Genomic DNA, 15,898 nt, shown 5'->3' with positions numbered 1-15,898 from the left:
TATTTCGTCGGATGGGACAGGGCGGAATGGAACCGCCGTCTAGTAAATACCGTACCTGCCCGGCCCGCCACAGACACCGCACACCGCCTTCGGACGCCAAGGAAAAGCCAAAACTAAGCCTGCTGACAAAGAAACGCGCACTGTGTTAGCTTGAAGCCATATCGGGACTGATAAGAATCGATCCCGACGAATATGAAGGAGCAGACAATGGGTTTTCTTGCTTGGATTATTCTCGGCCTGATCGTAGGCGCAATTGTTAAAGCCGTCATGCCCGGCAGGGTCGGCGGCGGCTGGGTCACCAGCTTGGTTCTGGGCGTCGTTGGCGCCATCGTCGGCGGCTGGATCGGCAGCCTTCTCTTCGGCAAGGGTGACCTGGCGTTCTTCGACCTCGGCACCTGGATCCTCGCCATCATCGGCGGCCTCGTAGTCGCAGGCATCTACGGCGCAATCACCGGCCGCAGCCACAGCACCCGGGCACCGTAACAGACACGGATCACAGGCACTGGTCCTCAGCAGGCCCAGTCCCATAACAGTCAAAACAAACAGGAGCGGGTGTCCACCAGACGGTGGGCCCCGCTTCTTTTTGTGTTGCTGCCGGTGCTGTATGCTCCAGACCCTAGGCGGGCTGCTGGGACCTCGCGCTCGCGTAGAGGCAGACTGTGGCGGCGGTGCCAAGGTTGAGGCTTTCGGCGGCGCCATACACGGGCACAGCCACTCGATGGTCGGCAAGGGCAAGCTCGTCCTCGGAGAGCCCCTGGGCTTCGTTGCCGAAAAGCCAGGCCGTCGGGTTCTCCAGTGCGTAGTCCGAACCGGCGCTTGACGCGCCAAGCCGGCGTGCGGCGTTCTCGTCCTGCAGACGGTCAAGGTTCAGCTGCCCGTAACCGTCCGCCGCAAGCACGCCGATCCCCCGGTCCTTGCACAGCGCCACCAGCTCATTGACGTCGGCGCCCAGGACGACAGGCAAGTGGAAAAGGGAGCCAGCGGTCGAGCGGACCGCCTTGGGATTGTAGATGTCCACGCTGGAACCGGTCAGGACCACGGCGTCGGCACCGGCTGCGTCTGCGGCCCGAAGCACCGTCCCTGCATTGCCGGGATCGCGGACCTGGCAGAGCACGGCAATCAGCCGCGGACCGGCGTCAAGCACGTCCGCCAGGGCGACGTCCACGAAATCACACACCGCGACAATCCCCTGCGGGGTGACAGTGTCCGCCATGGCGGCCAGGACGTCATCTGTGGCGAGCCGGGCGCTGGTTCCCACGGCCAGTTCCTCAAACTCGGGGTACCGGTCCAGGCAGGCGTCGCTGGCATACACCTCGCGGACTATGCCCGGCTGGCCCGCAGCGATCCGCTTGCCGTGAAGGACCAGGGCCTCACGTACCGCCTGCGGGCCTTCGGCCAGGAACTGCCGGCGCTTTAAACGGGCCGGGCGCCCTGCAAGCTTTGCCACGTCCCTGACCCGATCTGCTCGGGGATTGGAGAGTGGAAAGTCCTGCGGGCGCCCGGTTTCGTTCATATAAGAAACCTTAGTGGCAGTTGCCACCGGTCCTAGAACTGGGAGTTGCCTGCTTACTCAGCAGCGGCAGCAGCCGGCTTCTTCGCAGCGCGTGCGCGGGTAGCCTTGGCCTTCGGTGCAGCCTCAGCCTTTGCGGCCGGAGCAGAGGTGTCTGCAGGCAGGGAGTCCTTGGCAACCTGGACCAGCGCAGCGAAAGCGTTGGCGTCGGAAACGGCGAGCTCGGCCAGCATGCGGCGGTCAACCTCGACCTCAGCGGCCTTCAGGCCCTGGATCAGGCGGTTGTAGGTCAGGCCGTTGGCGCGGGATGCAGCGTTGATGCGCTGGATCCACAGGCGACGGAAGTCGCCCTTCTTCTTCTTACGGTCACCGTAGCTGTACACAAACGAGTGCAGCAGCTGTTCTTTTGCCTTGCGGTACAGGCGTGAGCGCTGCCCACGGTAACCTTTGGCGCGTTCGAGGATAACCCGGCGCTTCTTGTGGGCGTTTACCGCCCGCTTCACACGTGCCACGTGCGTACTCCTTCAAAATTCTTGTCCCAAGCATCTGTCGCCGGTGATCCGGCCGGCCTGAGAAGGCTTTATTGGTTGGCGGCTGCTGCTGAATCGCGGCAGCCAGAGAGCTTGGAACTAGATGCCGAGCATCTTCCGGATGACCTTGGCGTCGCCCTTGAAGACGATCTTGTCGCCGGCAAGGCGGCGGGTCAGGCGGCTGGACTTGTGCTCAAGGTAGTGGCGGCGGTTGGCCTGCTGGCGGCGCAGCTTGCCGGTGCCGGTCAGCTTGAAGCGCTTCTTAGCACCACTGTGGGTTTTCATCTTCGGCATGGGAACCGATCTCCTAACGTTTCCGCAGACCATGTCTGCAGTCTTTCGCGCAGCCGCCCCTGGGGACGGCGTGCTGGTTGCTGGCTGCCTGAAGGGGATGCCTTCCGCAGTTTCGAACTAGTTGGTCTTCTTGCCCGCCGGCTTCGGCGTGGGCCGGGGTGCCGCAGGACGTGCCACCGGTTTCGGCGCAGCGGGCCTGGCCACAGGCTTGGGGGCAGGAACAGCCGCAGGCTTCGGCGCTGCCGGGGCAGCCTTCTCAGCTTCTGCCGCCGTGGGAGCAACAGGCGCTGCGGCCTTCGGAGCAACAGGCGCTGCGGCCTTCGGTGCAGCAGACTCTGCCTTCGGCGCAGCAGGAGCCGCCTTCGGTTCAGCAGACTCTGCCTTCGGTGCAGCAGCCCGGGGTGCCTCGCGCTTCGGCTCAGCCTCCTTGACGGCCTTAGGTGCTTCCGCGGCGGGAGCTTCAGCAGCCGGAGCTGCTTCGACCGGAGCCGCGGGCGCTTCGACGGCAGCTTCCGGAGCGGCCGCTTCAGCTGCTGCCGGGGCGTCCTGCACGGTTGCCTCCGTGGAAACTTGGAAGCCTTCAGGCAGGAGATCGGCGAGGGACTGCGTCAAGGGTGCCTGATCGTCACCTGAAGTGTCGACGCGGCCGGCTGCCTTGGCTTCGTTCTGGGCCTTGGCTTCAGCACGCTGCGTTGCACGGCGGGCTTCAGCCTTCGCCTCGGCCTTGTTCTTCAGCGGACCGATAACCATGACCATGTTGCGGCCGTCGATGCGCGGGCTTGACTCCACGACACCAACTTCAGCCACGTCCTCAGCGAAACGCTGCAGGAGGCGCAGGCCCATTTCGGGACGCTGCTGCTCACGGCCGCGGAACTGGATCATGGCCTTGACCTTGTCCCCGGCTCCGAGGAACCGCAGGGCGTGGCCGCGCTTGGTCTCGTAGTCGTGGGTGTCGATCTTCAGGCGGAACCGGATTTCCTTCAGAACCGTATTGGTCTGGTTCTTCCGGGCCTCACGGGCCTTGACTGCGGCTTCGTACTTGTACTTGCCGAAGTCCATCAGCTTGCACACCGGAGGCTTGGCCTGCGGTGCAACTTCAACGAGATCCAGGTCGGACTCGGCAGCCAGACGCAGGGCATCCTCGATACGGACGATCCCTACCTGTTCGCCGGCAGGGCCGACCAGCCGCACCTCAGGGACGCGGATACGCTCATTGATTCTTGGCTCGCTAATGTTAAAGCTCCTGTGTTTGTAATGTGTGTTCCACCGGCAAAATAGAGAAGGCCCCCAATTGCCGGAGCAATCGAAGGCCTCGAAGATCGGATGTGCACCTCCCCGCGGGGACTGCACGCATTTCACCGAACTCCTGTCCGGTGAAGCGTCCGACCGTTACCCGGCAACCTTGCTGCCCTGAACCTTCCAGGGAAAACGGCTGACGCGGGTGGGAGAGAACTCCGCTTGCAAACTGAGTATCAATTCTACAGAAAGATACCCGCTTACCGCACATTCGCGGCAGTGGGTCTCATACACGGCAAAATAACGACATCCAGTCGGTCTGTGACAAGCTTACCAGTATGAGCACTCCAGACAGCAATTCACACGTCTACCAGGCACCCGGCGCCGGGGACGACGTCACGCAGCAAATCCGCGACATCTCCGAAGTTCCGGCTATCGAGGTCATCACCACAGCGGCCGTGCACCTCATGAGTGCCTCCGCCGTGAAGCTCGGCCTGGCCGCTGAGGAGAACGCCGCGGAGCTGAAGGACCTGGACGAGGCCCGCAAGCTCATCACCGCCCTCGCCGGCCTGGTGACGGCAGCCGCCCCGGAGATCGGGTCGCAGCATGCCGGTCCGTTGCGCGATGGCCTGCGGTCCCTGCAGCTCGCCTTCCGCGAAGAGTCCATCATTCCGGATCCCCCGGGCAAGGGTCCCGGTGAGAAATTCACCGGTGCAGTGAACTAGAGATTGTATTTCGACGGCGGCGGGCCGGCTCTTCGGGGCCGGCCCGCCGTCGTTTTTGCCGCCTGGGGGCACTTCCGGCGGAAGGCCTTCCCACCGGAACCTCTTCCCAACGAAACCTCGTCCCTAGGAAACCCGGACCGTCAGGATGTGGCGGCGCGGCGGCGCCGCTGCTGCAGGACAAGCCCGACGACGCAGAGCAGCACCCCTGCCACCCCGACGGACACGAAGCCTCCCGCCGCGCCAATGCTGTCGATGAAAAGTCCGGCCAGCGGGGCCCCCAGTGCCACGCCGGCGGTCAGCGCGGACCCGTACCAGCCCATGGCCTCGCCCCGCCTGGCCTCGTCGACCAGTTCGGCCACCTTCTCGGAGGCTGCCGAAAGGACCGGCGCACAGAGGAGCCCCGGCATCAGCGACAACAGGCTGAGGGTCAGCGTGTCGGTGGCAAAGCCCATTGGAATGGTCAGGGCAGCCATGCCCAGCAGCAGGAGAATCGGTGAAACGGGCCGGTGCATCGCGCCGTAGACAAGGCCGCCGACCACCGAGGCGGCGCACCAGAAGAGGAACACCACCCCGATCTCGCCCTGGTGGCCGCCGGTTTCCAGGGCAGCCACGATTCCCACATCGGTGCCGCTGAGCACCATGCCGGCGCCGGCGGCGACGGCGAACACCGCGGCCACACCTGCGGTGAACCAGCCGAAGCTGCGGGCCACCCTGCGCCTCAGGACTGCCCGCCCCCTGCTGCCCGCAGCCGCCGGACGGAGTTCAGCCGCAGCTTCCTGCAGGTGCGCGGGCGCGGCGGCCACAACGGCTACCTCTGCGGCTTCCTGCTGGTCCGCCTCGCAGGATTCGTTGCGGACAGCACTGCGGGTGGGCGGGTTGAACCACATCAGGAAGAGCCCGGCCAGCGACGTCGAGACACCGACGGCGGTCAGCCCCAGCACGGAATGGCCGCTCGTGGCCACAACAGCACCCGCGGCCGGGCCGATCATGAACACCAGCTCGGTGCTGACCGCGTCCAGCGCGAACGCTGTCCTGCGCTGGTCCCCGTCCGCCAGGACCCCCAGGGACTGCCGTACCACGCTGAAAATGGGAAGCGTCAGCAGGCCGCCGACAAACACGAGGGGCAGCAGCCACTGGTAGGAGACGTGCGGCACGACGGACCAGATGACAGTTTCCGAAATCACGGAAGGTATCAGGGCCGTCCGCAGGCCCACCGTATCCACCCGGCGGCCGCGCCAAGGTGCGCCGAGCGCGATCCCGATGGTCATCACCGCCGCTGCCGTACCAGCGGCCGCATAGCCCTCGCCGAGGGTCAGGACGATGTGCAGGGTCAGCAGGACGCCCGCCGCCGAATGGGGAATGCGGGCAATCATGCCGACCGCCAGGAGCCGGCGGATAGGCCGAATGGCCAGCAGCTCCCGGTACAGGCTGAAATTCACAGGTGGGTCCTCAGTTCCGCCGCCGGACAGCACCGGAACGGACCCCACAGGCCCGGCGGCTACTGCGCGGCGCGCCTTAGCTTGACTTCGATCGAATCAACGCGCTCACCAAACAATACATTCCGGCTCCACTCGGCCTGGAGTCTGGCAACGAGGGCCTGGACCGCGGCTGCATCAAGTCCGTCCTCCAGGTAGAGCACCACCCGCAGTTCCGGTCCGGCTCCGCCGCCATCGACGCGGCTGCCTGAGGCGGTGGTGGTGGCGACTCCCCCGCCGGGAAGGACCTCGAGGCCGCGGACTGCGGGTTTACCGTCCGCTCCGGCGCGCAGCACCGCGGCCAGCTCGGTGTCCAGGTAGGCCGGCACCCACTGCCGCTGCTGCGCGAGGGCCCACACGCCGGGGCGCCTGACCACGAAGGTCACTTCGGAACCGGGGTCCACGACCAGCAGCTCGGCGCCTTCGGCGACGGCGGACAGGGCTGCCCTCGCGGCGTAAACGGCCACGGGCCGCGCCTCCGGGTGCCACGCCGCCAAGGCTGCTGCCGAAGTGAACACGGGCATGGCGAGGCGGCCGTCGGGCGCCTTGAGCGTCACCAGCGCCATGTCGGCCTGCTTATCGGCGTGCACGCCGTGCGCGCCCTCGGCTTCCTCCGCCAACTGTGCCACCACTGGGACAAAGACACGGGCGGTGGCCAGCGAGGCAACCACCGCGGCCTCGTCGCCGTCGCCAGCAACAAGAGCAGAGAGTGCGGTGAGATAGCCGGCGTCGGCCGTGCCGTCGTCGTCCTCGAAGTTGTGTATTTTGGCGTCGTCACCGGCGAGGCTGCGCCCGGCCCAGGGCTGTCCCGCCGAATCGGTGGCGCCACCGGCCCCGGCGAGGGCGGCCTCGATGTGACCGGGCAGCCGACGTGCCGGCGGCAGGTCCGCGCCCGGTATGCCGCCGTCCGCGGAATTGCGCTGGTACTCGGTCACGGCGAGGCCCTAGCGTCGTCCGGCGACGTCGAGGGCCTCGGGCAGCGTGAAGGCGCCGGCATACAGGGCCTTGCCAACAATGGCGCCTTCGACGCCGAGCGGCACCAGGGAGCGCAGGACTTTCAGGTCATCAAGGCTGGAAATGCCACCGGAGGCCACCACGGGCTTGCCGGTCTTCTCCACCATCTGCCGCAGGAGTTCAACGTTTGGCCCCTGCAGGGTGCCGTCCTTGGTCACGTCCGTAACAACGTAGCGTGCGCAGCCGGCCTCTTCGAGGCGGCCCAGCACGTCCCACAGGTCCCCGCCTTCCTTGGTCCAGCCGCGGCCGGCGAGAGTGGTTCCCCGGACGTCCAGGCCGACGGCGATCCGGTCACCGAAGCGATCGATGGCCCGCGCGGTCCAGTCCGGGTTCTCCAGGGCGGCGGTGCCGAGGTTTACCCGGGCGACGCCCAGGTCCAGCGCCTTTTCCAGGGATTCATCGTCCCGGAGCCCGCCGGAGAGCTCGACTTTGATGTCCAGCCGGCCCACCACTTCGCGCAGCAGGTCCGCGTTTGAGCCGCGTCCGAAGGCAGCGTCCAGATCCACCAGGTGGACCCATTCCGCGCCCTGCTGCTGCCAGTTGAGCGCCGCCTCCAGCGGCGTTCCGTAGCTTGTCTCGCTGCCGGCCTCGCCCTGGACCAGGCGGACGGCCTGGCCGTTCACGACGTCGACGGCGGGAAGCAGTTCAAGTACCGGCAGCTCGTTTTGGCTGGTCATCGGAGATTTCCTCAGTTCTTGTAGGCGCTGGTTCCCGTGTGCGCCGTCTACTGCGGCGCACACGGCGGGTTAGATGGCTATTTGCCGGGAAGGGTCAGCAGGTAGGCGGCCAGCAGCGACATGGCGGCCAGCACGTAGAAACCGATCTGGATCCAGAGCGGCTTGCGCTGCTGCCTGAAGGACAGACCACCGCCCACCAGGAGGCCGGCCAGCCCCATCAGGAGGATTGACCACATCTAGGCGTCCGCCGGCTGCCGGGAATGCGGACCGCGGAGCCCGTCAACCCAGTTTTTAAGCAGCCGTGCGCCGGCGTCACCGGATTTCTCCGGGTGGAACTGGGTGGCGCAGAGGGGGCCGTTCTCCACGGCGGCGATGAAGGGACCACCGTGCTCGGACCACGTGACCAGGGGTGGCGCCATCCGGGGCTGGATCACCTCGAAGTCCCAGTTCTGGACGCCGTAGGAGTGCACAAAGTAGAAGCGCTCGCCCTCGACGCCGTCGAACAGCCGGGAGCCTTCCGGGACCTTGACGGTGTTCCACCCCATGTGCGGCACCACTTCGGCCGGGAGGAGCTCCACCTTGCCGGGCCACTCCCCCATGCCTTCGGCTTCGGTCCCGTGTTCGACGCCGGCCTCGAAGAGCACCTGCAGGCCGACGCAGATTCCGAGGACCGGACGTCCGCCGGCAACGCGGCGGCCGATCATCCGGATTCCATCAACGGCCTTGAGCTCGCGCATGACCGTTTCGAAGGCGCCGACGCCCGGAACGACCAGCCCGTCGGCGTTCAGCACGTCCTCGGGCTTGGAACTCAGGATGACCTCGGCACCGGCACGTTCCAGGGCACGCACGGCCGAACGGACGTTGCCGGAGCCGTAGTCAAGGACGGTGACGGTGGGCTTGCCCTCCGGGGAAACCGGCTTCAGCGTGGCCGACGGATCGATGATCGCACCCTCGCGCAGTACTTTGCCGGTCATAGTGCTCCCTTGGTGGACGGAATGCCTTCGACGCGGGGATCCGGCTCGACGGCTGCACGGAGAGCCCGCGCGAATGCCTTGAACTGGGCTTCCACGATGTGGTGCGGGTCGCGGCCGGCGATGACGTTCATGTGCAGGCAGATGCCGGCGTGCAGCGTGATTGCCTCGAACACGTGCCGGGTCAGCGATCCCGTGAAGTGGCCGCCGATCAGGTGGTACTCCTGCCCGGCGGGCTCGCCGCCGTGCACCAGGTAGGGCCGGCCGGAGACGTCGACGACTGCGTGCGCCAGGGCCTCGTCCAGCGGCACGGTGGCCTCACCGAAGCGGCGGATGCCTGCCTTGTTGCCCAGGGCGGTGCGCAGCACCTCGCCGAACGTGATGGCAACATCCTCGACGGTGTGGTGGACGTCAATGTGGGTGTCGCCGGTGGCCTTGACGGTCATGTCGATGAGTGAGTGCTTGCACAGCGCCGTCAGCATGTGGTCGTAGAACGGGACCGACGTGCTGATGTCCGACACTCCGGTGCCGTCGAGGTTAATCTCCACCAGCACGGAAGATTCGCTGGTGGCGCGCTCCATACGGGCAATCCGTGCCTCGGCAGCCTTGGTTCCGGTGTCGCTCATGGTGATAGATGTCCTTTGACGAAGGATGGGGGCGGACCTGACCTGGTCCATATTCAAGTTTAGGCCGGAAGTGCGGCCTGCCGGGCCAGGATGCTTTCCAGCGCTTCCAGGAAGGCTGTGGTTTCCGTCTCAGTACCGGCCGTGACGCGCAGGTGGCCGGCGATGCCCACGTCCCGGACAAGCACCCCTGCATCCAGCAGTTCCTGCCAGACCTCATGGGGGTTTTCCAGCCCGCCGAAGAAGACGTAGTTGGAGTCGGACGCCGCGGGCCGCAGCCCCATCCGCGTCAGTTCAGCGACAATCCGGTCGCGCTGCCGCTTGATGTCCTGGACATCCGCCATGAGCGCCTCGCGGTGCTGCAGCGCCGCCAGGGCAGTAGCCTGCGTGACGGCCGACAGGTGGTAGGGCAGGCGCACCAGCCGCAGGGCGTCGGTCACCTCCGGGGCTGCGGCCATGTAACCGAGGCGGGCGCCGGCAAGAGCGAACGCCTTGCTCATGGTCCGGGAGACGATGAGCCGCTCCCGGCCGGGCAGCAGGGTAAGAGCGCTGGGCGTGCCGTCGTGCGCAAACTCGTGATAGGCCTCGTCCACGACGACGACCGCCTGGCTGGCCTCGCCCGCCTCGTAGACGGCCTCCACCACATCCAGGCCCAGGCCCGTGCCTGTGGGGTTGTTGGGCGAGCAGAGGAAGACGATGTTGGGCTGGAGTTCGCGCACCTGGCTGGCGGCCGACTCGGCGCTGAGGCCGTAGTCATCGGCGCGCCTGCCGGCGATGTAGGCGGTGTCCGTGCCGCTGGCGAGGAGCGGGTACATGGAGTACGTCGGCGGGAAGCTCAGGAGCGAACGGCCCGGGCCGCCGAAGGCCTGGAGGATCTGCTGGAGGACCTCGTTGGAGCCGTTGGCTGCCCAGAGGTTGTCCGCGCTGAGCCCGTGGCCGAGGTATTCCGCCAGGGCCTCCCGGAGTTCGGTGAATTCGCGGTCGGGGTACCGGTTGAGTCCGGCGGCGGCCTCGGTTACGGCCGCGGTGATGGCCGCCCGCACGTCGGCGGGCACGCCATGCGTGTTCTCGTTGACGTTGAGCAGGATCGGAACGTCAAGCTGCGGGGCGCCGTAAGGGGACAGCCCCCTCAGATTGGTCCGCAGGGGCAGTCGGTTCAGTCGCTCAAGCTGGTCAGTCACCTAGTCAGTTTAAGTATCCCGGAGGGCTGGCCGGAAACTGTGACGGTTCCAGCGCACGGCAACCACCCGCAGCTGCCCGCGTTTCGGGGCCGTTCGACTCATGCCGAGGGTGCAGGCCAACTAAATCGGGGCCACGCATTTTGCATGGCCCGGCCTATTTGTTCGGCACAAGGCTATTTGTTCGGCACAAACAGCTGCTGGCCGGGCATGACCTTCCCCGCCTGAAGGTCGTTGAGCTGGACGATGTCCGCGATCACGTCCCGGGGATCACGGTTCGGATCGACTTTTCCGGCGATGGCCCAGAGCGATTCACCGGGCTGCACCGTGACCGAAACTGCGGGCGTGACACTCAGGCCGCTGGCGCTGTCCGCAGCCTTGGCCGGCGAGTTTAGGAGACCCGCCAGGGACAGAATCACGGCGGCAAGCAGAACAAGCGGCAGGCCGATCAGGACAATCCGGCCTCGGCGGGTGAGGCGAAGGCGCGGCGGCTTGCCCGGCCGTGATGCTGCGCGGGACGGAGGCACCGTGCCGCGCTGGCCCACTTCACTGCGTTCGCGGACTGCACTGTGTTCGCGTACTGCACTGTGTTCGCTGGGTGCACTTTGTTCGCGCACTGCACTGCGCTGGCGGACTGCACTGAGGTGGATCACTACACCGTCTTGAGCCGTTGCACGGCCATGGGGATCTGCGAACTGGACTGCTGTTGAAGCTGACATGGCGTGAGCCCTCCTGGACCAAGTTGTACTGCCTCGCGTTCGAACAAACAGTTCGAACACCGGGCTAACAAGCGGCCCGCACTAGAACAGATGTTCGAACTTTGCCTTTCCTAGTTTTAGCACCTATCAACGAATTAAGTCGAGACTCGCTAGAACAAATGTTTGAAAAAGCCGTATGGCTGGCCTACGTTGGAGATCACAGAACAACCACATCTGCAGTTGATCAGCAGGGTCTGACATTTTTCAGGCCGGAAGTTCCCGGCCACTGCAGCTACCGCGGCCGGGAGGAATGGAAAGGCGTTGGCGAACATGGCAGCACAGGCCTCTGACGGCAAGGCTCCCCAGCGCAGCCCGCGGTCTCAGCGGACCCCCAAGGGACTTACACTCCGCCAGAAGAAGATCCTGGAAACCATCCAGCGCTCGGTCAACGAGAACGGCTATCCGCCGTCGATGCGGGAAATCGGCGACACCGTCGGCCTGGCCAGCCTGTCCAGCGTGACCCATCAGCTCTCACAGCTGGAAAAGCTTGGCTACCTTCGGCGTGACCCCAAGCGTCCGCGCGCCATGGAGGTCCTGATGCCGCTCACCCTGGACGCAGGCACGGCAAAATCCGGCGGTGCGGACAAGGCCCCGGCCCTGAGCACGGCAGGCGCTGCCGTGTCCGAACTGCCCAGCGCGATGGACACCGCAATGGTCCCGCTGGTAGGCCGGATCGCGGCCGGCGGTCCCATCCTCGCGGACCAGATGGTGGAGGACCTGATGCCGCTGCCCCGCCAGCTGGTGGGCCACGGCGAGCTGTTCATGCTCAGGGTCGCAGGCGACTCCATGGTGGATGCCGCCATCTGCGACGGAGACTGGGTAGTGGTCCGGCGGCAGAGCGACGCGGTCAACGGGGACATCGTCGCGGCGCTGCTCGACGACGAAGCAACGGTCAAGACCTTCCGGCAGCGGGACGGCCACACGTGGCTGCTTCCGCAGAACACCCAGTACGAACCCATCCTCGGCGATCACGCGGTTGTGATGGGCAAGGTGGTTTCCGTACTCCGTTCGCTGTAGCGACCGCGGGCTTCCTCTCCCGGAAACGTCCTTCAAGGAGCCCCCCGGGCGGCAGTTCACTTTAGCCCGGGGCTTTCGCTACGCCTGCGCTCCGGCGAGCCTTTCCAGCGCCGCGACGGCGGTCTTCCGGTCGGTCGTTGGCCAGAACGGCGGCAGGGCCGCGCGCAGGAACCCGCCGTAGCGTTCGGTGGACAGCCGGGAATCGAGAACGGCCACAACGCCCTTGTCGTTCGTGGACCGAATGAGCCGTCCCGCCCCCTGGGCAAGCCTGATGGCCGCGTGCGTGGCGGATACGGACATGAAGCCGTTGCCGCCGGCCTGGGCAACGGCCCGGGACCGCGCGGTCATCAGCGGATCGTCCGGCCGCGGGAAGGGAATCCTGTCAATGACCACCAGGCGGCAGGACCCGCCTGGCACGTCGACCCCCTGCCACAGTGACATCGTGCCGAACAGGCAGGTATCGGGCTCGTCAGCAAACTGCTTCACCAGGGCCGTCATGGTGGATTCGCCCTGGCAAAGAATGCTGATATCCAGCCGTGTGCGCAGGGCGTCCGCGGCTTCCTCGGCCGCCCTCCTTGAGGAGAACAGACAAAGCGCTCCCCCGCCGGAGGCGCGGATGAGCGACTCGAGTTCGCCCAGGGCCTCAGGCGAAGTGCCACGGCCCGGTTTCGGCAGGTGGCCTGCTACGTAGAGGATGCCCTGCCTGGGGTAGTCGAAGGGCGAACCCACGTCGACGCCGGTCCAGCTCGGCGCACCGTCCCCGACCAGGCCCAACCCGCCGGCCGCTGGTTCGAAGGCAGAGCCGATGGCAAGAGTGGCCGATGTCAGCACGACTGTATGCCCGGCGAACAGGCCTTCCCGGAGCCGGCCGGCGACGCTCAGCGGGGCGATGTTGACCAGCGCCGGGGCAGTCTCGTCCGGCGCAGAGTAACCCTGCTGGGGATCAAACGTGCTGTTCCGGGAGAACCAGACCACCTCGCGGTTTTCGCGGGCGGCGATGAGCCGTTCGCAAAGCTCCAAGATCACCAGCAGGCGGGAGCGCGCGAGCTGCCGCCCGCCGTCGGCCGTTGTATTGCTGTCCCCCTTGGAATCCGACAGCGCAGCCCGGCAGGCCTCACGAAGCTGGTCCACACAGTCCAGCTGCTCGTCGTTCAGGCCGTTGGGCAGCAGGCCGCTGGGAACGCCGGCGAGAGCCACCTCGAGGTTGGCGGCCGCTGTGTTGAGCGCGTCAACGGTGATCCCGGTGTGCTTGCGGGCGCCGGACGCTGCGGCGTGGACCATGGCCACCGACAGCTGCCCCGAAACCGCGCCGGTGACCCGGTCCTGGAGTTCGTGGGCCTCGTCCACCACCACGACGTCGTACTCCGGCAGCACCGCCAGGCCTTCGAAGGCACTGACGGCCAGCATGGCGTGGTTGGTCACCACGACGTCGGCTTCCGTCGCGTTATGGCGGGCAAGCTCGCTGAAGCACTCTTCGGCGAGGGGGCACTTCTGCGCGCCGAGGCATTCCATGGACGTGACGGACACCTGCCGCCAGGCCCGGTCCGTGACGCCGGGAAGCAGCTCGTCGCGGTCACCTGTGGTGGTCTGCTCCGCCCATTCACGGAGCCGGACCACCTCCTTGCCGAGCTGGGACGAGGGGCCGCCCACCGCCGCGGCGAAGTGCGGGACGTTGGTGTCCTCGCCCAGCGAGAAGAGCTGGCCCTCCGAGGGTTCCTCGGAGGGAAAGCCGCCCTCGAGCTTGTGCCTGCAGACGTAGTTGGCGCGGCCCTTGACCAGCGCAACCTTCACAGGCCGGTCGAGTGCCGGTTCGAGGCTTTCCAGGAGCCGGGGAAGGTCCCTGCCCACGATCTGGGTCTGGAGGGCGAGGGTGGCGGTGGACACGAGGGCAGGCTTGTTGCTCTGGAGCGAGTGCGCAATGAGCGGGACCAGGTACGCCAGCGACTTGCCGGTTCCGGTGCCGGCCTGGACCAGCAGGTGGTCGCCCGTTTCTATTGCGCGCGCCACCTGCCTGGCCATCTCGTGCTGGCCGCTGCGGCTTTGGCCGCCCATGCCCGCCACGGCACGGTCGAGCAGGTCAAGCACACGCTGCTCGCCGGCCGTGCCCGCGGCACCGGCGGCTGCCGCCTCGTCAGTCATCGGTACTGAAGGATTCCAGTTCAGCCGCGAGGCCTTCCCGGACCATGACCACGGCGCGGGTGCCGCCCTCTTCGTGATCCAGGCTCAGGATCTCCGCGTCGGAGTCGTGGAGCTTGCTGATCAGATCGCCGCGGTGGTACGGGACGAGCAACCGCATCTTGACGCTCGGCCGCGGGATGGCCTCGCTGATGGCCTTGAGCAGCTCGGCGATGCCCTCCCCCGTGCGTGCCGAAACCACCACATGCCGCGGTTCGCGCTGCTTGAGCCGCTCCACCACAAAGGGGTCGGCGGCGTCCGCCTTGTTCAGGACGATGATCTCAGGCACCTTGCGGGCGTCCACCTCGGCGAACACTGAGCGCACGGCGGCGATCTGACCCTCCGGATCCGGGTGGGACACGTCCACGACGTGCAGGATCAGGTCTGCATCCGCCACTTCCTCCAGGGTGGAGCGGAAGGCCTCCACCAGCTGCGTGGGAAGGGACCGGACGAACCCCACGGTGTCGGCCAGCGTGTAGCCAACGCCGTCGGCGGTCTCGGCCTTGCGGACGGTGGGGTCCAGGGTGGCGAACAGGGCGTTCTCCACCAGGACTCCGGCGTCGGTGAGGCGGTTCAGCAGCGAGGACTTGCCGGCGTTGGTGTATCCGGCAATGGCCACTGACGGGACTTCATTACGACGGCGGTTGGCCCGTTTGGTCTCCCGTGCCGGCTTCATCGCGGCGATCTCGCGCCGCAGCTTAGCCATCCGCGTGCGGATCCTGCGCCGGTCCAGTTCGATCTTGGTTTCACCGGGACCACGCGAGCCCATGCCGGCGCCTGCACCGCCCACCTGGCCACCGGCCTGGCGGGACATCGATTCACCCCAGCCGCGGAGGCGCGGGAGGAGGTATTCGAGCTGTGCCAGCTCCACCTGGGCCTTGCCTTCACGGCTCTTAGCGTGCTGGGCGAAGATGTCGAGGATCAGGGCCGTGCGGTCGATGACCTTCACCTTGACAATGTCTTCAAGGCCACGCCGCTGGGACGGAGCGAGTTCGGCATCCACGACAACGGTGTCCGCGCCGGTGGACATCACAACGTCCTTGAGCTCCAGAGCCTTGCCCGCCCCGAGGAACGTGCCGGGGTCCGGCTTGGCCCGCCGCTGGACCAGGCCGTCGAGGACTTCCGAGCCCGCTGTTTCCGCCAGCGCGGCGAGTTCGCGCAGCGAGTTTTCGGCGTCAGCCAGCGTGCCTTCGCTCCAGAGGCCGGCGAGAACAACGCGTTCCAGGCGCAACTGCCGGTATTCGACTTCGGTGACGTCTTCGAGTTCCGTGGACAGGCCGGCCGTGCGTCGCAGTGCCCGGCGTTCCTCGAGGTCCTGCTGGTCGCCGTCGAACGTGCTGTGCTCTTCAGCGAGCTGCGAGATGGCCTGCGCCTTGCCCAGGACACCCTTGCTGTCGGCGCGGCTGCCGTCGGCTGCCGCTGCGTTCCTGGCCGGGACGTCCTTGGCGAGAATCCGGTCGATGACAGCCTGGATCTCCTCGGGACTCATGTCCTGGGCGGCTGGCTCGGAACCGGAATTTTGCTGATTGGTCATGGTCTCCTTTGAAGGTTCTGCATCTTCAGAATAGTGCTGATTGCCGCCCTTGGCAGCGGTATTCGCGCTGGGCTGACTGCGAGGGGTCATGGAGGTGCTCCTGACATGCCGGCAGCGGACACGCTGGGCCGGCGGGAAGTGGACTGATCGAGTGCTGTTTGGGCTGCGCGGCGTTTAAAGC

The 15,898-nt window shown here is 66.6% G+C and carries 17 protein-coding genes; 3 read left to right on the top strand and 14 right to left on the bottom strand.

Going from position 1 to position 15,898, the window contains the following annotated elements; all coding sequences use genetic code 11:
* Nucleotides 1-207: 207 nt before the first annotated feature.
* Nucleotides 208-483 (top strand): GlsB/YeaQ/YmgE family stress response membrane protein, encoded by a 276-nt coding sequence (locus QFZ23_RS08620; protein ID WP_003798714.1) that lies wholly within the window; start codon nucleotides 208-210, stop codon nucleotides 481-483.
* Between the two features lie 133 nt (nucleotides 484-616).
* Here the strand turns inward: QFZ23_RS08620 and QFZ23_RS08615 are convergent, their stop codons facing one another.
* The 4 genes from QFZ23_RS08615 to infC all read right to left on the bottom strand — a co-directional run bounded on the left by QFZ23_RS08615 (nucleotide 617) and on the right by infC (nucleotide 3,525).
* On the bottom strand, nucleotides 617-1,513 hold the full coding sequence (locus tag QFZ23_RS08615; protein WP_306922138.1) for a TrmH family RNA methyltransferase: 897 nt from the start codon (nucleotides 1,511-1,513) through the stop codon (nucleotides 617-619).
* A gap of 53 nt (nucleotides 1,514-1,566) precedes the next feature.
* Nucleotides 1,567-2,022, bottom strand: coding sequence for a 50S ribosomal protein L20 (gene rplT, locus QFZ23_RS08610; protein ID WP_003798718.1), 456 nt, complete (start codon nucleotides 2,020-2,022; stop codon nucleotides 1,567-1,569).
* 117 nt (nucleotides 2,023-2,139) lie between these two features.
* Nucleotides 2,140-2,334, bottom strand: a complete 195-nt coding sequence (gene rpmI, locus QFZ23_RS08605; protein WP_003798720.1) for a 50S ribosomal protein L35 — start codon at nucleotides 2,332-2,334, stop codon at nucleotides 2,140-2,142.
* 117 nt (nucleotides 2,335-2,451) lie between these two features.
* A complete protein-coding gene (gene infC, locus QFZ23_RS08600) occupies nucleotides 2,452-3,525 on the bottom strand; it encodes a translation initiation factor IF-3 (RefSeq protein ID WP_373427864.1) in 1,074 nt (357 codons plus the stop codon).
* Nucleotides 3,526-3,908: 383 nt separating this feature from the next.
* Here infC and QFZ23_RS08595 point away from each other — a divergent pair, with 383 nt between their 5' ends.
* Nucleotides 3,909-4,295, top strand: a complete 387-nt coding sequence (locus QFZ23_RS08595) for a DUF1844 domain-containing protein (protein WP_003798723.1) — start codon at nucleotides 3,909-3,911, stop codon at nucleotides 4,293-4,295.
* Nucleotides 4,296-4,435: 140 nt separating this feature from the next.
* On the opposite strand, the gene QFZ23_RS08590 is transcribed toward QFZ23_RS08595, so the two are convergent.
* From QFZ23_RS08590 to QFZ23_RS23695, 8 genes are all read right to left on the bottom strand, one after another.
* Nucleotides 4,436-5,734: an MFS transporter gene (locus tag QFZ23_RS08590; RefSeq protein ID WP_306922129.1), complete on the bottom strand. Its 1,299-nt coding sequence runs from the start codon at nucleotides 5,732-5,734 to the stop codon at nucleotides 4,436-4,438.
* A gap of 59 nt (nucleotides 5,735-5,793) precedes the next feature.
* Nucleotides 5,794-6,705 carry an SseB family protein gene (locus tag QFZ23_RS08585; protein WP_373427863.1) on the bottom strand — a complete coding sequence of 304 codons (912 nt, stop codon included), beginning with the start codon at nucleotides 6,703-6,705 and terminating at the stop codon, nucleotides 5,794-5,796.
* 9 nt (nucleotides 6,706-6,714) lie between these two features.
* Nucleotides 6,715-7,461: a bifunctional 1-(5-phosphoribosyl)-5-((5-phosphoribosylamino)methylideneamino)imidazole-4-carboxamide isomerase/phosphoribosylanthranilate isomerase PriA gene (gene priA / locus QFZ23_RS08580; protein ID WP_102970896.1), complete on the bottom strand. Its 747-nt coding sequence runs from the start codon at nucleotides 7,459-7,461 to the stop codon at nucleotides 6,715-6,717.
* Between the two features lie 77 nt (nucleotides 7,462-7,538).
* Nucleotides 7,539-7,697: a hypothetical protein gene (locus QFZ23_RS08575; RefSeq protein ID WP_306922126.1), complete on the bottom strand. Its 159-nt coding sequence runs from the start codon at nucleotides 7,695-7,697 to the stop codon at nucleotides 7,539-7,541.
* Nucleotides 7,698-8,435: an imidazole glycerol phosphate synthase subunit HisH gene (gene hisH, locus QFZ23_RS08570; protein ID WP_306922124.1), complete on the bottom strand. Its 738-nt coding sequence runs from the start codon at nucleotides 8,433-8,435 to the stop codon at nucleotides 7,698-7,700.
* Entirely contained in the window at nucleotides 8,432-9,058 is a 627-nt protein-coding gene (gene hisB / locus QFZ23_RS08565) for an imidazoleglycerol-phosphate dehydratase HisB (RefSeq protein ID WP_306922122.1), read from the bottom strand. Before hisB ends, hisH begins: the two co-directional genes overlap by 4 nt.
* Nucleotides 9,059-9,117: 59 nt before the next feature.
* Nucleotides 9,118-10,236, bottom strand: a complete 1,119-nt coding sequence (locus tag QFZ23_RS08560) for a histidinol-phosphate transaminase (RefSeq protein WP_306922121.1) — start codon at nucleotides 10,234-10,236, stop codon at nucleotides 9,118-9,120.
* A 173-nt stretch (nucleotides 10,237-10,409) separates the two neighbouring features.
* Nucleotides 10,410-10,760, bottom strand: a complete 351-nt coding sequence (locus tag QFZ23_RS23695; RefSeq protein ID WP_373427925.1) for a LysM peptidoglycan-binding domain-containing protein — start codon at nucleotides 10,758-10,760, stop codon at nucleotides 10,410-10,412.
* A 501-nt stretch (nucleotides 10,761-11,261) separates the two neighbouring features.
* Here QFZ23_RS23695 and lexA point away from each other — a divergent pair.
* Nucleotides 11,262-12,008, top strand: coding sequence for a transcriptional repressor LexA (lexA, locus tag QFZ23_RS08550; protein WP_306922117.1), 747 nt, complete (start codon nucleotides 11,262-11,264; stop codon nucleotides 12,006-12,008).
* Nucleotides 12,009-12,086: 78 nt separating this feature from the next.
* Here lexA and QFZ23_RS08545 read toward each other — a convergent pair whose 3' ends face one another.
* Together QFZ23_RS08545 and hflX are read right to left on the bottom strand one after the other, a co-directional pair.
* On the bottom strand, nucleotides 12,087-14,147 hold the full coding sequence (locus QFZ23_RS08545) for an ATP-dependent DNA helicase (RefSeq protein ID WP_306922115.1): 2,061 nt from the start codon (nucleotides 14,145-14,147) through the stop codon (nucleotides 12,087-12,089).
* Entirely contained in the window at nucleotides 14,140-15,717 is a 1,578-nt protein-coding gene (gene hflX, locus QFZ23_RS08540) for a GTPase HflX (RefSeq protein WP_306922112.1), read from the bottom strand. The genes QFZ23_RS08545 and hflX overlap by 8 nt, the downstream gene beginning before the upstream one ends.
* Nucleotides 15,718-15,898: the final 181 nt, after the last annotated feature.

The sequence above is a fragment of the Arthrobacter globiformis genome (assembly GCF_030818015.1).
Taxonomy (GTDB): Bacteria; Actinomycetota; Actinomycetes; order Actinomycetales; family Micrococcaceae; genus Arthrobacter; species Arthrobacter globiformis_C.
Note: the sequence above shows the minus strand (reverse complement) of the source record. Positions and strands in the feature narration are given on the sequence as shown.